Source organism: Anaerobacterium chartisolvens (assembly GCF_003337415.1).
Lineage (GTDB): Bacteria > Bacillota > Clostridia > Acetivibrionales > DSM-27016 > Anaerobacterium > Anaerobacterium chartisolvens.
Map to the genome: position 1 here is coordinate 26,434 of NZ_QPJT01000024.1, position 15,905 is coordinate 42,338.

Genomic DNA, 15,905 nt, shown 5'->3' on the forward strand with positions numbered 1-15,905 from the left:
AAATTATTAGGCTTCCTTTAGTTCTTATTAAAAGCTCCCACAAATTTCTAGATATTTTCTATATGTATCCTCATCGAAGCAAACCATCAACACCTTCTCAATACTTGAATCTGTTTCAAGGAACCTCTTAATCTCATTAATGGCTATCATTGCTGCCTTTTCTACAGGAAACCTGTATGCGCCTGTACTTATTGACGGATAAGCTATGGTTCTTACACCATTTTTAACCGCTAGTTCTAAAGAATTTCTATAGCATGTTGCCAAAAGTTCGTCTTCTCCTTTATTTCCTCCCTGCCAAACAGGTCCTACAGTGTGGATAACCCAATTAGCGGATAATTTGTACCCCTTTGTTATCTTAGCTTGACTGGTTTTGCAACCATGAAGTTCCCTGCATTCCATAACCAATTCCGGTCCTGCCGCTCTGTGGATGGCTCCATCCACACCACCGCCACCAAGTAGTGAAGTGTTAGCCGCATTTACTATCGCATCAACATTCTGCTTCGTTATATCACCTTTAATCACTTCAAATCTATCTATCACAACAAATCCCTCCATTTTATTTTACAGAATACTCTTGCAGTAGTCTTTCTTTCATCTCCCATAAAGGCTTTGACAAGTCGACATAGTATTTATGAGGATTTTCAAACCTTTTGACTTCATCCCATAACGTATCAATCTGCTCTTTGCAATAGCTCTTTATAACTTTCAATTTAGGACTTTCATATACACAAGTTCCTTTATCAAAAATCTTAGTCAAAAGCCTTTTAGCATAGAAATTTGTTACAGTCTTTCTCTTCCATGTATACTCAGGATCAAATAATTCATAAGGCTTGTTCTCATCTATAGTTTCTTCGTTAGTTGTTAGCACATCCGCTATTGCTTTCCCAGTCTCTTTATCAAAAAGCCTCCAAGTATTTTTGAATCCAGGATTGGTAATTTTGCCTACATTCTCGCTAAGCTTTATCTTGGGAACTATTTCACCATTTTTCTCAACAGCCACCAGCTTGTAAACCCCACCAAATACAGGCTCTGACTTGGAAGTGATAAGACGTTCACCGACACCGAACAAATCCACCTGCGCACCTTGCATAAGAATATCCCTGATAATAAATTCATCCAAAGAATTGGATGCTACAATCCTGCAATCTTGGAAGCCTGCTTCATCCAACATTCTCCTTGCTTCCTTTGACAGATAAGTAATATCTCCGCTATCTATTCTTATACCCTTGGGCCTGAAGCCTCTTGGAACTATTTCTTCATTGAATACTTTTATAGCATTAGGAATACCGGATTTCAGTACATTATAGGTATCTACAAGGAATGTGCAATTCTCAGGATAGACCATAGCATAAGCCCGAAAAGCCTCAAGTTCCGTTGAAAACATCTGAATCCAGCTGTGAGCCATTGTACCTATGACTGGAATATCAAAATCTCTCTCAGCAATAGTACATGCTGTTCCAACACAGCCTCCTATGTATGCTGCTCTAGCTCCATAGATAGCTCCATCATAACCTTGAGCTCTTCTTGACCCGAACTCCATAACGTCTCTTCCTTGCGCTGCTCTAACTATACGATTTGACTTTGTAGCTATCAGACTCTGATGGTTTATCGTCAGCAGGACCATTGTTTCTATAAACTGAGCTTCAATAACAGGACCGCTAACCGTTATTACAGGTTCATTAGGGAATATTGGAGTTCCTTCAGGTACAGCCCAAACATCACAGCTAAATTTGAAGTCTTTAAGGTATAGTAAAAATTCTTCACTAAACAACTTTTTGCTCTGTAAGTACTCAATATCCTCATCGTCGAAACTAAGATTCTTTAAGTACTGTATAAGCTGCTCAACCCCTGCCATTATCGCAAATCCACCATTATCCGGCACCTTTCTGAAAAACATATCAAAATATGCAATTTTATCTTTTAGACCGTTCTGTAAATACCCATTTGCCATGGTTAATTCATAAAAATCAGTCAACATTGTTAAGTTCATCTTGTCCATTTATTCCACCCCCGCAACCACTTCTATTCCATTAATCATCATATTATACAATGCCATTGCATTCATCATATCCCCGTTATGTGTTCCAAAATCATAGGTTTCAACCGCATCTACAGGAACAATAACTCTGGCTTTTTTATTTTGCATATTAAACCAAGTCTTTAGTGTTATCGCAAATTGTTGAACACATATATCTGTACAATCACCGGTAACAATAAAAGTATCAATTTTATTGTTTTGTTCAAACCATTTTTGGAATTCCTCTTCAAGGAAGCCGTTTGTAGAATTCTTTGGAATAAGAGTGTAGCCTCCTACTTCTTTGATTTCATCAACAATTTCTCCCTCGTAACTTCCCATAATGCAATGCGCTGGATATGCATCAAATTCTGGTGAAGCGACCGTATGGCAATCTGCAAATGCAAGCTTTGAAATCTCCAATTCATCGCACATCCTTGATAGCTTTGTTATTTTAGGTATTAGTTCTTCAACTCTGGAGCTTTTTAATGCTCCTCCCCTAGCAAAGCCATTTATCATATCAACAATCACAAACGCTGTTTTCTTGCCCTGTAAATCTTTCAATTGAAGTATTGGAAGATTTGCCAGCATATCAAATATCTCTCCAAGAGTTTCAACACTTCTTTTTAAAAAATCATTTTTATTTATCATCCTCATATTGGTCATCTCCTCTCACTCAGAAATATTGGTCCAATTTGGGTTAAACTTGAATAATTTTGAAGGTCTGTGGCCTGCATCCTTGGTATACTCATTCGTTTCAGTCACCATATCGGCAGTCTTCCTTCTGAAGTTAGCTTTTAATAGTTCCGTATCAAGAATAACTTCGTACACTTGCTGAAGCTCAGTCAGAGTAAAGAGTTCCGGCATTAGATTAAAAGCTATATCTGTGTACTCTATCTTGCTGCGGAGCCTATCAATTCCATATTCTATGATTTTTGCATGGTCAAAAGCTATTCCATTTGATTCAATAATTTCTCTTTGTATTTTTGTTACTTTCCCTTCAACAGTTTTTACTGTCTTTACAATTGCAGAAAGGATATCCTCCTCGTTTGACAAACTCAATTTGAATAACCGTTGAAGTATATGCCCTTTTTCAGTTACTGTCTTTTGCTCCTGATATAATTTACAAGATACTGTAAACCATTTTGCATCGTCTGCATCGTCGCTTGCCTTAATATCAAGAGTAGAACTATCAACCAGTGACATATATGAAGCACTTATCACTCTTGTGCGTGGATCTCTGGCTACATCTCCCCATGTATAAAGTTGTTCCATATATATGTCATCAATGTTGGTTTCCTCTTTCAGTTCCCGCCCCGCTGCTTCATCCAAACTTTCATTCATCTGCACAAAACCACCAGGAAGAGCCCATTGACCCATGTATGGATGATCACCTCTTTTAATCATCAATAGCTTTAAAACTTTTTCTGGCAGCTTTCTGTAGTTTTTCTTTTCTTCTTCAGTTACTGTAAAAATCAGCATATCTACCGTTACCGATGGTCTCTCATATTTACTCGCATCATATGTTGTTAAGAATTGCTCCTCGGTAAGTCCCTGTTTATTTATCATTTTATTTTCACCCATTATTATCACCCTTAATTTGTTATTCGCTCAATGATATTATCAATTTGTTAATATCATTATATTACCATTTATATTTTGTTGTCAATATATTTTTATTAATTTGTAAAATTCTCTGTATGTATTATAATTGTTATTAACAAAAGTAATCGAGGTATTAACTTATGCAGGTTGAAATAATGAAAAAACTAGATGTTATTGAAAAAGAGAACAATATCAAAATCCTCTATGCAATTGAATCCGGTAGCAGAGGTTGGGGTTTTGCATCCAAAGACAGCGACTACGATGTACGTTTTATATATATCCATCCCACTGACTGGTATTTATCGATTGAAGATAAAAAGGACTTTATTGAGGTTCCAATCAATGATTTGCTGGATATAAACGGTTGGGATATCAAAAAGGCATTGCTGCAGTATAAAAAGTCAAATCCTACATTACTGGAGTGGCTCAGTTCCCCCATCGTATACACGGAGGACTCCAGTGCAGCACAGAGAATGAGAGACTTATTACCTTACTACTTCTCCCCTGTGCCAACAATTTACCATTACCTTCATATAGCCAGAAACAAGTATGAAGAAATTATGAGTACTGAACAGGTCAAGATCAAACGATATTTTTATATCTTAAGACCTATTCTGGCATGCATGTGGATTGAGAAGAACAATACCATGCCTCCAATGGAGTTCAGCAAGCTAATGGCAGCACAACAACTTGATGGTATCTTGGTCAATGAAATCAATAAGCTGCTTGAGAAAAAGACTTCTGGTTTGGAAATTGACATTGAACCTAAAAGTCCAATTATAACTGATTTTCTAAAAAGAAAAATTTACTATTATGAACAATATCTCAAAACTGTTAGAAAAGAAAAAACATCTGATTATAATTTATTAAATGCCTTATTCCGCGAAATACTTAAGGAAGTCTGGGGCGGTTAAGGAAAGGGGACACACCTTTCTGAACAAGAAGTATTCCTTTTACGTTAAGGAGTTTCCCCAAATAAACAAAGGAGCAACTACATGGATATACAGTCTATAAAAGAAAAGCTAAATTCTAGCGAATATGAGTTTCTTAGAACAGATCCACACCTTGGGAAGAATATATTAATCCTTACAACTGCAGGGTCTATTGCGTATGGAACAAATGTAGACACCAGCGATATTGACGTCAGAGGCGTTACAGTAGAAACAAGTCAGGATATCATGGGCTTATCGAGCTTTGAACAGTTTGAAGACAGGATAACTGACACCGTCATCTATGGCCTTAAGAAATTTATTACTCTATGTTTAAACAGTAACCCAAATGTTCTTGAAATACTAGGAACCAGACCTGAACATCTCCTTATAATAACCGAAGAAGGCAAGCTTCTAAGAGATAATATTGACCTTTTCTTATCCAAGAAGGCTATCCAGAGTTTTGGCAATTATGCAACAGCCCAGCTCAGAAGACTACAAAATGCTCTGGCAAGGGATAACTATCCTCAAGCCGAAAAGGAACAACATATATTAAACAGTATTCTAGGGCAAATGGATCATTTAAAAAGAACCTATAAAAGCTTTACTGATAACGATATCAACTTATATGTTGATAAATCTGAAAAGGAAGAAATGGACACAGAAATATTTATTGATATAAGCCTGAAACATTATCCCCTGAGGGACCTTAAAAATATCTATTCAGATATGAATAACATTGTGAAGGATTACTCCAAACTGAATCATAGGAACAGCAAAAAGGATGAGCTTCACCTTAACAAGCATGCCATGCACTTAATCCGGCTTCTGGTTACAGGAACTGAGATCCTTGAAGGTAAAGGCATAAATACTTATAGAGAAAATGAACGCGAGCTTTTTCTAGATATCCGGAACGGAAAGTATAGTTACAACCAAGTTTTTGAAATGGTTGACGAGTATGAACGTAGGTTCAAATCGGCGGCCGAAAATACTTCTCTTCCTGATGAACCGGATTATAAGCGTGTCGAAGAATTAATGCTAGAGATTTACGGCAGAATATTGTTATAGTGTTATAATCATATTTCAATTTAGTTACAAATATTGACTTATGGTTTTGTCCAAGTATATTATGTTATGGTAAGATTTATATTAACTAATCAGGTGAAAGGAGTTTTTAAAATGACATCAACATTAAATTACGAGGTGCTTAGTTTATAATTGAATATTGGACCAAAAGGGCAATGCATGAGGCGTATTAGTCTCTTTGTTTAGCATGCTTTTTGTGGTCAACCTTTAAAGTAACCTTCACCTGTTAATAAACAAATATACTATTTACAGATTGCACGATGGGTTATCGTGTTTTTTTATTGCTTATGTGAGGGGACACATCTTATAAGAAATGTCCCCTTTTGATTGCCGTGGTTACTGTATCACGGTATTTTTATGCCCTTTTAAGGATTAAGGGGCATGTTGAATGTAGAAGGAGAGAACAAATTATATATGAATAATGTAACTATCATTTCGTCTGAAAAGAATTGGCTTGAGCAAAATGCAGTAAACCAACTTAATCAGATTAGTAACCTGCCTGGTGTAGTTAGAGCAATTGGATTGCCCGATCTTCACCCCGGAAAGACTCCTGTAGGAGCAGCAATTATTACTGAAGGTATAATTTACCCTCATTTAGTAGGTAATGATATCGGCTGTGGAATGAGCATGTTTATGACAGAAATAGAAAAGAGAAAGGTCAAAGTTGATAGACTGATAAAAACGCTAGAGCGTATCGGAAACTTAAAAGAAATTGCATTGCCTGAAACTGGAGATGAAAATCTGTCCCTTTCTCTTTTGGGAGAAAGACCTTCTCCCTTAGGAGCAAGTCTTGGAACTATAGGGGGCGGCAATCATTTTGCAGAGCTTCAGGAAGTTGAAACAATATTTGCTGAAGAGAAATTTAGAAGCCTTGGCTTTGATAAAAATCAGATAATGCTTTTGATACACAGTGGATCAAGAGGATACGGCCAGACTATCCTCGATGAAAGTATAAGGGTTTACTCTGCGCAAAACGGTTTATCTCAATCTTCAGAAGCTGCCAAGGAATACTTATCAAAGCATAATGACGCTGTCAATTGGGCTTCCCTCAGCAGGGATTTAATTGCATATAGAATTCTTAAGGCATTCGGAGTAAGTCCTCAAACAACCAAGCTGATAGATTGCTGCCATAATAGTGTGAGTGTAAAAGAATCAGATAGTAAATTGCTATACATTCACAGAAAAGGTGCTTCTCCTGCAGATCAAGGTGCTGTTATCATTCCAGGCTCCAGGGGCTCACTCACATATTTAGTGATGCCAAAAGACAATACCGAAATCTCAGGCTATTCATTGGCTCATGGTGCAGGTCGAAAATGGGAACGAAGCATGTGCAGGTCAAGACTTGAAAACAAATATACTAAGGAAAGCATCAAGTCTACTAAACTCAAAGGAAGAGTTGTTTGCAATGATACCAATCTGCTTTTCGAAGAAGCGGCAGAAGCCTACAAAAATATTGATACTGTAATTCAAAGTCTAATAGATTTTGAATTGATAAACGTTATTGCAACCTTCAAACCAATACTAACATATAAAGCATAGGAGGAAATATGTGGATACAAATTAGTTCTGGAAAAGGTCCCGATGAATGCGAACTTGCGGTAAGCCTTTTCTTGAAATCATACCAGAATGAATGCAGTAGTAAAGAAATAACAACTAACGTCATAGATGCAACACCAGGAAATATATCCGGCAACTTGAAATCGGTACTCTTGTCTCTAGAATGCCATGAACAGGAGGAAATTATTGAAATTATAAGTGGTACCGTTCTATGGATTTGTAAAAGCCCATACCGACCTGCCCACAAGAGAAAAAACTGGTTCATAAATATAGAGGTATTCAAATCCTCAGAGAAACTTAACTTCTCTGAAAAGGATGTAAGGTTTGAATCAATGAGAAGTTCGGGTCCAGGAGGTCAAAACGTCAATAAGGTAGAAACAGCAGTGAGGGCAACTCACCTTCCTACCGGTTTCACTGTAACAGCAAGTGAGGAAAGATCACAGTATATGAATAAAAAACTTGCCCTTGCCCGGTTATCAAATCTTATCAAGGCAAGAAATGAGGAGAATTCGTCAAACAATAAAATGATAATGTGGATGCAACACAACACACTCGAGAGAGGCAACCCAATTAGAGTCTATGAGGGTTCGGGATTTAAATTAAAAACAGATATACGCCATGTACCTCGATAAGTAATTTAGCTATTGTATGCGAGGCACAACATCAAGGATGTGTATTTTTAACATATTGAATTATTTAAAATCTGAAATGTTAAAAGACACCGAAAGGAATAGGTAATACATGAATATTTCAATCACAGTTACACAAAAAAAATTATCAGAATTGCTTTTAAATATAGCAGTAGTACGACCAGTCTTTATTTGGGGGCCACCGGGCATCGGCAAATCTACTCTGGTACAGCAATTTGCTGAATCACTGGGTCTTCCATGTGTTTCACTGCTCGGCAGCCAACTGGCACCCGAGGACATTATAGGTGTACCCCAAATTATTAATGGTGTAAGTCAATTCTGTCCTCCAAAGATGATAGCAAGGAAAGATCCTTACTGTCTCTTTCTGGACGAACTGAATGCTTGCAGTCAGGAAGTTCAGAAGGCATTTTACAGTCTGATTCACGAACAAAGGATCGGAGAATATGAGCTTCCTAAAGGATCTATCGTTATTGGTGCCGGTAACAGAGCACAGGATAGTGCCATTGTTAAACCCATGTCCTCTGCACTGATTAACAGAATGATGCATGTACAGCTTAAGGTCTCCCACCATGATTGGTTGGAATGGGCATCAGTAAGTGGTATTCATCCTTATGTTATTGAATATATAAATTTACGTCCAGATCACCTTTGGACACAGCCACCAAAACACGAGGAACCTTTCTCCACTCCACGTTCCTGGCATATGCTAAGTGATACTTTAAACGAGTATGGAGAGCGAGTAACTGATGATGCCCTTGAGATATTGACATACAGCTGCCTTTCACCTCACCACGCAGGACAGTTTAAGGCTTTTATTAAACAAATAAAAGACAGGTACCAGTTGTCAGCAATCATGGATGGTGAAGAGAAATGGCCCTACAAACCTGAAGACAGGGATATACTATATTTTCTGTCACAATCCTTTCGTGCGCAACTTATCAAGCAGCTTCCCAATGAGAAGGAAGTAATGAATGAAAAACAGAAAAAGCTTGCGCATAAATCTAAGGCATTGATTAAAGAACTTGCATCCATTAGTCTTGAAATGGCACAGATGGTTGTATCAAAGCAAGGTGAAGACGAAGGCTTGCCTGGCTGGTTTATGGTTGATATCGTCCGTGACCTTCCAAGGCTGGTAGAAAGGAAAGAAGCATAAAACTATGGGAAAGAAAAAGATTGCTCCTCAAAATGATATTGCTTATGAAAAATATGTTCGAGGGTATAACATAATAAAGCAGCACCCTATGTTTTCACCTCTTCTTTCTCACGTTCACGATGTTCGGAGGAAGGGTAACTTATGCCCTGAGAATGGTTGGGCAGTAATAACCAGAAACGGCTATCTTCATGTTCATCCTACAAGACGCGGGGACCCCCTGGAATGGGCTTACGTCATCGCTCACTGTCTGCTTCATTTAGGGCTTGGTCATTTTCATGATAAGGATGACACTATTAAGTGGAATACAGCCTGTGACTGTTTTATTGCCAGATTCCTGTCAGATATGAAACTGGGCCGAGCGCCATCAGATCTGCAATACGCTATTGATTTTTCTGCTCCTTCAGAGGAAAGGCTTTATAACGATTTTATCGAAAAGGGTATCCCCTCTTCACTTACTGGTTTTGGCACAGCAGGGTTGACCTGCGGTGATATGATTATGGCACAGGAGAAAACGGATTGGTCGGGACGAAAAATTGACTGGGTTGACTGTTTTGCCAAAGGTCTTTCAATGGCAGTAACAAGTGCAATTAATGTTGCTGCAGGTCATGAACCTTTTCTTGGAGCAGATAAGGAGTGCCTGACCCCTGCAGTTAGAGCAAAAAACTGGTTTATCAGCAGTTATCCTCTTTTAGGTGCTTTAGCGGCAAGCTTTACAATCATTGAAGATCCTGTTATCTGCACACGTATGGATATCTCAGTTGCAGCAGTTAATGCGTATATGAGAGAAATATATATGAATCCTGCTGCTGGACTGGATCTTTATGAATGTCGCTTTGTTATGGCACACGAATTGTTACATGTTGGTTTAAGACATCAGGCAAGATGTCAAGGCCGTGATCCTTATTTATGGAATGTCTCATGTGATTACGTGATTAACGGATGGCTTGTTGAAATGGCGCTTGGAGAACTTCCTAAAATAGGCACCCTTTATGATCCAGAATTGAAGGGTTTATCCGCTGAAACAATATATGACCGAATTGCTGTCGATATCAGAACATTTAGAAAACTGGCCACATTAAGAGGAATTGGGCTTGGAGATATACTTGAAAAAGATACTCCTGGCTGGTGGGCAATAGGCAATGGAGTAAGTCTTGATGATTTTTACCGCCGTTCCCTAAGTCAGGGTCTTTCCTATCACGAGGAACAGGGACGTGGTTATATACCAGCAGTACTCATTGAAGAAATACGAGCTTTAAGTCAGCCTCCTGTTCCCTGGGATGTCGAACTTGCTCAATGGTTCGATAATTATTTTTCCCCTTTGGAAAAAGTTCGTTCGTATGCACGCCCTAGCCGCCGTCAGTCATCGACTCCGGACATACCTCGACCTCGTTGGATACCTGCTGCCGGTTCTGAAGAAGGTCGGACATATGGAGTTATACTCGATACTTCGGGTTCAATGGATCGTTCATTACTTGCAAAGGCATTAGGCACAATTGCCAGTTACAGTATTTCACGAGATGTACCTTTTGTCAGGGTAGTTTTTTGTGATGCTGCTACTTATGACCAAGGATATATGGCTCCAGAAGCTATAGCTGAAAGCGTGAAGGTAAAAGGCCGTGGAGGTACAATACTCCAACCCGGTATTGATCTGCTGGAAAAGGCTGAAGACTTCCCTAAAGAGGGTCCGCTTTTGATTATTACTGATGGCTACTGCGAACCATTAAGGATACACAGGGATCATGCTTTTTTAATACCCAAGGGGAACAACTTACCTTTCATGCCAAAGGGAAAGGTTTTTAGATTTAGTTAGATCCAATATTCTTAATCAAATTAACAAACCCAGGTAACTTTTTACTTATATTCACACTTAAAAATTTATAATTGATTTTTCAATGGCACAATGTAATTCTAATCGTCATCATCTCTACCTTCAGTGCAAAGCTCATCTAAGTATCCGTCATCAAGAGCTGAACCTCTATTTTTATATGGAACCGAACGTGGTCTACCCATTTTATAATGTTTGCATGACTTTGGACCATAACAAAATGTTTCAAATCGATATTTTTTTATATCTTTATCAAAATCCCATTGACTTTTACTTAATATTCTTGCCCCTCTTTCCTCATATGTCTGTATAGATGGAGGCATCATTACCCATGGTGGCGGTAATGCTTCAAAATTTTCATTTACTCTTTCCAAAAGTTTTAAAGAACCTACTTTATAATAATCTGCAAATTCTCTTTCTTCATATTTTTTTGTCCATGCTGTTCCTTCAAGTATATCTCCTACCCGATATAATCCCTTTAACTGCTGTTTTTCAGAAATTGCTACTGTAAACTGTTTTTTAGAATCACAACTATACCCTTCAATAAAAAAATTGTACCCTAAATGATAATGGGTTCGATTATCTGTGAGATATCTCCAAACTCTCGTTCGAGGTTGAATAGATACAATTTTTCCTTGCCAATTTACTTTTGAAGAAGTATTTTCAGAAATAAGATTTATCATTCTCTATCCTTTACATATAACATTTTATAGGTATTATACCAATTCTCCATTAACTGTCAAATGCCTACTATTAGCCAAACCTGAAGCTTGCATGATAAATTTTTATATAGATAATTGGAAGGTGTTAATCAGGTTATCTTGTGTATATTATAGCTGCATATTTATATTGCGTTAGTGTCTTTCTTATAATACTGTAATTCTATTGAGTATCCTTCTACTGAAACACCAAATTTGTTCTCAGTTTTAATTTCCTTATAAAAGCTTTCAGGTAGTGCTTTTGAACCTAAAAATAGAAATTCCGAAAACTGTTCTTTTAAATAAGTAAATCTTCCAACTTTTATTATGTTATTTATTAACCCATTTATAATATGTATCATTGCAGCCCTAAAGTCCAGTGGTGTAAATACAATGTTTTTTTGCCATACCCACCTATCTTTTTTTTCAATTTTAGTAATAAACTTTAAGCTTTCGCCATGTTCTTCAATCTTATCATCTTCACCCTGTCCTAGTTTGAAACCCCTTTTTCCGGTAGCGATATTTAGACCATGTTTATAAGCATTGTAATCATACACTTTTAATAGCTCTCTTGATGCCCATTCTATCCATTTCTTTAATACTCCTGCAGCTTCTTCTTTACTCAGTTTTTCATCAAATTCCTTTAATTCACTTAATTCTGTAGTACCATAAAAAACATAGAGGAATACATCATCTTCTGAAAGCTGTTCATGCCTGATATTGAATCTTCTCTCAGAAAATTCCGCCAATTTTTTCTTAAACTCAACAAAGCTGGTCTCTCGTGATATTTCAAACCATGGACATTGTTTCAAAGTTGAATGAGCCATAAAAAGTCTTAAAAACGTCTCAATACAATGGTAGTAAGTTGTAGCTAACTCAAGTTTAGCATATTTCTCAATCTCATCAATTTCTATTTTATTATTACCTTTAACCTCAAAAGCACCTATCTTTACGGGTTCATCATTATTCATTAAATCTAAAAAACGGCCAGGGTTACTAATCACCCTTCCAAGAACTAACATTTTTAGACCAAAATAATCCTTAGAATAGTCGCTATAAAATTCCTTATTAAGTGAATATAATTGTTCAATAACCAAACCTTCATCTGGGCCAGTCTTCCTTTTATTGTTTTTACCCATAAAACACCTCTATATCTTCATTGCCTTTTAAGCTTCCCATTATAGACAAAATCATCATAATCCCACTTCATAATTCTCTGGAAAACAAAAATCATGGTCTTCATCCAACATATCTATCTACATATATTTCCAATAAAATTACTCTCATTTCCCAAAATCCACTCACACATTTTCAAGCTTCTTTAACACCCTCTTCTCAATCTTGGTTTTTCTCTTTCCAAAATAATGCTTAATCTCGCCAAAAGGAATCCATATATCACGCTCTTGAATACGATCATAAACCAAATCAAGGATGGCTTCTGTATCGCTCTTTGATGATGGAAACTTATTGTTGTTTTTATAGAAGCTGTTACATTCAATAAAAAACCATTCTGCAATCAATGCTTTTTGCTTCTCCTTAAGCTGTGAAAACTTCTTATTGGTCTGCAATAGCTTGCCATCTACAAATTCATGATTTTTGAACTTTCTTGTCTTGGGCGGCACGCTTCCACATTCATCATCACTTGAAAACCACCATAATTCTACAGCCTCTTCATCATCAAATTCACCATATTCAAGAAATTCAAGCAATTCTTCCTTTGGCTTTCTTTTTGAATTACTTCTATTTACTTCATCTCTTTTCAATTCCTCTATATATTCAGGGGTAAACTCATACCCCATCATTTGCAGATCCGCCACAGCACCAAGAGGTGAAAGCGCAAAATGCTTTCTATATCCTTTAACAATATTTTTACCTGTATATGTTGGAATCCAGGCTTTCGCCATTTGCAATCGCCGCTCTCTTGGGGGTGTTTTCTTTAAAGCCATGTTATTAATACCTATCCGCTTCCCACATAATTCAATTACCGAGCTCCATTTAAAACATCCATGAGTGGCTCCCAATCCTTTACTGCCCATATTTTTTCGCATTCCTGCCGCCATTCATCCCACGGTTTTAACTGCATTTCACCTTTTAATTCTTTAAAAAGGATGAAAAAACCTTCTCCAGGCATTCCTGTTGAGCTATTTACAACAATGGCAGACAACAAAGGAAGACCTGCTTGTGAGCACGCCTCTGAAATCACACCTATGGGTCCACCAGTATTTCTGGGAGCAATTGCATTCCCAAAGCAATCTGAGAGTTCTTTGTAGCTTACTAACTTACCATTAACAGCATATTGAATTAGAAGTTTTGCAACATCAACAATAAACCGGGAATTATATGACATATCATTTGCAACCTCACTTTTTCTTTGTTTCCGTCCATTCTCTATGTTTTCTCATTGGATCTACCTAAAAAATCTAAACTTATATCCTAATTATTGCAATTATTTCTCCACCACAAATCCGCTCCAACTGTCAGCATATTGAAGAAGAAGTGTCAGTGGTTCTTCACGGGTAGCGCAAGAGCGATTGTCTTCCACATACTGTCCATCATGATAGACAATAGCCTGTACCTCTTCTTCAGTAAGACTGATATACTGCAATGCTAAATAAATGCTCCTGACTGGCACACTCAAATATGTAAGTTCAGAGTTAAATCGGTAAGGAAATTGAGTCTTATTCCCATTCTGATTAGGGCTCTTGTTTTGCTCATTTAAAAGGTATTGGGGTTTTCCAGGCATACCAACTTTGCCTAAATCATGCAATAATGCAACGATAACACAGCTTTCATCTGTGATTTCCGGCGCAATGGCAGCTTTAATCTTTAACATGGTTTCAGCAACATTGACAGTATGCTCCAAAAGCCCGCCTTCCTTACACAAATGATACTTGGTACTTGCAGGGGCTGTCAGCCAAGCAGTTTCATTTTCCATAAAAGCTACAAGCCTGCTAAATTGCTCCTTACGGACCACTACAAGTGCCTTTAAAGCATTATATCTTTCCAATACACTGTTCCCCATAAACCAAGCCCTCTCATAAGGTTTTCTATCTCTTAATAACTACCTCAGTACGCCGGTCAATTTTAAATTCAAAATTCACCTTTATTTCACAATCTACTGGAACATTAACCAAAAACTCTATCAGACCCGATGTTTTCTTTGTATAATCATGGGTTGATCAAACCATCTCCCATACTCCCCAGGCATAATGCTCAAAATGCACCTCTGCAGGCTCATCCTTGTGATTTTTTATGACATATTAATACTTGTAATGCTCAAAGCCATCCATCTTCTTACGATCAACTTCCCCACAGGTAAATGTGATGTCAAAGGCGTTCCCAATAGTCAATTTAATATTTTCATCTTTGGGCGTATGACCTATACTATCTTCACCGATAAATTCCAGAGAGCTGTCAGCCTCATCCGCCTTATAAAGCTTTATTTTTCCTTTTGGCATAGCAATACCAAGGCCACACTCCTTTGAGTTGGCAAATTCTATAACAACATTCACTTTTTCATCACGGGTGTTGAGCTGATAATATCTTTTATATGGGATATCCAGACCGTTCAATATATTTATTTGCTTGGTCTGGTTGTTCTTGAGAGTGGTTGGATGCAGCAAGGTGTACATATGATAGTCAAAGAAGGTCTTTTCTTCGGCCTGCGGAGCTGCAGCCGACTCACAAACATACATGCGGTCTTCCATTTCATAATCATCTTTACTAATCCGGTTCACATCACCGGCAATGAGCTTAACTTTCGCATTTTCAAATGTAGCGCCGCTTTGATTCTCAATTTCTGCCCACCCGGCAATATTCAAGGTTTTTTCCAGAAGCTCAATTACATAATTCGCATTCCAGTTAAAGCCCTGGCTGAGGTAGGATACCTTCACACTTTCTGCACTTGACGGTGAAATTTTCCACACAAGAGCCGGCTTCACAATTAGTCCGGAAGGCAAGGACGGAAGAATAATTTCTGCTTGAGCATCTATGTATATTTCCTTTGTTGTGCAATCCTCCAAAACACACCTTCCGGCTCCTTCAACAGATAAAAGACGGCAGCTTTTTTTGTCGCCGATCTTCCTATCCTTTAAATATACTTCCTTGTCTATGTATTTTCCAAGAAGCTTGTCCCTGTCAACAAGGTCATAGTCATAATTGAACTCCAGGATATTCACTCCGTCAACCAGGAGGGAATCTGTTTCTATCTGTTGTGCCACATCAGCAAATATAAGCTCTGTTTCAGTTCCTGAAAGATTAATGTTTCGAGTTTCTTTCACTGCACCAAAGCCGCCATTATAGATAGTCAAGGATATATCTTGCATATCATCTGCAGTAGACATTTTTTTCATAAATTTTCCACACCTCCGCTTTTATTGTATCATAAT

Annotated in this window: 16 protein-coding genes; 6 read left to right on the top strand and 10 right to left on the bottom strand. The window is 37.6% G+C overall.

The window, feature by feature from the left end:
- Nucleotides 1-27 precede the first annotated feature (27 nt).
- From DFR58_RS17075 to DFR58_RS17090, 4 genes are read right to left on the bottom strand one after another with little or no spacing between them, the layout of a single operon-like run.
- Complete coding sequence (locus tag DFR58_RS17075) at nucleotides 28-537, bottom strand: O-acetyl-ADP-ribose deacetylase (protein WP_114299107.1); 510 nt, start codon at nucleotides 535-537, stop codon at nucleotides 28-30.
- A 19-nt stretch (nucleotides 538-556) separates the two neighbouring features.
- Nucleotides 557-1,999: a nicotinate phosphoribosyltransferase gene (locus DFR58_RS17080; RefSeq protein WP_114299069.1), complete on the bottom strand. Its 1,443-nt coding sequence runs from the start codon at nucleotides 1,997-1,999 to the stop codon at nucleotides 557-559.
- Nucleotides 2,000-2,671 carry a cysteine hydrolase family protein gene (locus DFR58_RS17085; RefSeq protein WP_114299070.1) on the bottom strand — a complete coding sequence of 224 codons (672 nt, stop codon included), beginning with the start codon at nucleotides 2,669-2,671 and terminating at the stop codon, nucleotides 2,000-2,002. It abuts the gene before it with no gap.
- Between the two features lie 15 nt (nucleotides 2,672-2,686).
- A complete protein-coding gene (locus DFR58_RS17090) occupies nucleotides 2,687-3,598 on the bottom strand; it encodes an NUDIX hydrolase (protein ID WP_114299071.1) in 912 nt (303 codons plus the stop codon).
- Between the two features lie 161 nt (nucleotides 3,599-3,759).
- Here DFR58_RS17090 and DFR58_RS17095 point away from each other — a divergent pair, with 161 nt between their 5' ends.
- From DFR58_RS17095 to DFR58_RS17120, 6 genes are all read left to right on the top strand, one after another.
- Nucleotides 3,760-4,533 carry a nucleotidyltransferase domain-containing protein gene (locus tag DFR58_RS17095; RefSeq protein WP_114299072.1) on the top strand — a complete coding sequence of 258 codons (774 nt, stop codon included), beginning with the start codon at nucleotides 3,760-3,762 and terminating at the stop codon, nucleotides 4,531-4,533.
- Nucleotides 4,534-4,614: 81 nt separating this feature from the next.
- Entirely contained in the window at nucleotides 4,615-5,616 is a 1,002-nt protein-coding gene (locus DFR58_RS17100; RefSeq protein ID WP_114299073.1) for a nucleotidyltransferase domain-containing protein, read from the top strand.
- A gap of 432 nt (nucleotides 5,617-6,048) precedes the next feature.
- Nucleotides 6,049-7,173: an RNA ligase RtcB family protein gene (locus DFR58_RS17105; protein ID WP_114299074.1), complete on the top strand. Its 1,125-nt coding sequence runs from the start codon at nucleotides 6,049-6,051 to the stop codon at nucleotides 7,171-7,173.
- Between the two features lie 8 nt (nucleotides 7,174-7,181).
- Nucleotides 7,182-7,823, top strand: a complete 642-nt coding sequence (gene prfH, locus DFR58_RS17110) for a peptide chain release factor H (protein WP_114299075.1) — start codon at nucleotides 7,182-7,184, stop codon at nucleotides 7,821-7,823.
- A 109-nt stretch (nucleotides 7,824-7,932) separates the two neighbouring features.
- On the top strand, nucleotides 7,933-8,994 hold the full coding sequence (locus DFR58_RS17115; RefSeq protein WP_114299076.1) for an AAA family ATPase: 1,062 nt from the start codon (nucleotides 7,933-7,935) through the stop codon (nucleotides 8,992-8,994).
- A 4-nt stretch (nucleotides 8,995-8,998) separates the two neighbouring features.
- On the top strand, nucleotides 8,999-10,804 hold the full coding sequence (locus DFR58_RS17120; protein ID WP_114299077.1) for a vWA domain-containing protein: 1,806 nt from the start codon (nucleotides 8,999-9,001) through the stop codon (nucleotides 10,802-10,804).
- A 98-nt stretch (nucleotides 10,805-10,902) separates the two neighbouring features.
- On the opposite strand, the gene DFR58_RS17125 is transcribed toward DFR58_RS17120, so the two are convergent.
- The 6 genes from DFR58_RS17125 to DFR58_RS17150 form a co-directional block, all read right to left on the bottom strand.
- Nucleotides 10,903-11,502 (bottom strand): hypothetical protein, encoded by a 600-nt coding sequence (locus tag DFR58_RS17125; RefSeq protein WP_114299078.1) that lies wholly within the window; start codon nucleotides 11,500-11,502, stop codon nucleotides 10,903-10,905.
- A 161-nt stretch (nucleotides 11,503-11,663) separates the two neighbouring features.
- On the bottom strand, nucleotides 11,664-12,656 hold the full coding sequence (locus DFR58_RS17130; protein WP_114299079.1) for a hypothetical protein: 993 nt from the start codon (nucleotides 12,654-12,656) through the stop codon (nucleotides 11,664-11,666).
- Between the two features lie 162 nt (nucleotides 12,657-12,818).
- Complete coding sequence (locus DFR58_RS17135) at nucleotides 12,819-13,553, bottom strand: hypothetical protein (RefSeq protein WP_147273199.1); 735 nt, start codon at nucleotides 13,551-13,553, stop codon at nucleotides 12,819-12,821.
- Nucleotides 13,499-13,864, bottom strand: coding sequence for a hypothetical protein (locus DFR58_RS17140; protein ID WP_114299081.1), 366 nt, complete (start codon nucleotides 13,862-13,864; stop codon nucleotides 13,499-13,501). The genes DFR58_RS17135 and DFR58_RS17140 overlap by 55 nt, the downstream gene beginning before the upstream one ends.
- Before the next feature lie 99 nt (nucleotides 13,865-13,963).
- Nucleotides 13,964-14,539, bottom strand: a complete 576-nt coding sequence (locus tag DFR58_RS17145; RefSeq protein WP_114299082.1) for an HD domain-containing protein — start codon at nucleotides 14,537-14,539, stop codon at nucleotides 13,964-13,966.
- 238 nt (nucleotides 14,540-14,777) lie between these two features.
- On the bottom strand, nucleotides 14,778-15,869 hold the full coding sequence (locus DFR58_RS17150) for a DUF4139 domain-containing protein (protein ID WP_242987699.1): 1,092 nt from the start codon (nucleotides 15,867-15,869) through the stop codon (nucleotides 14,778-14,780).
- Between the last annotated feature and the right edge of the window lie 36 nt (nucleotides 15,870-15,905).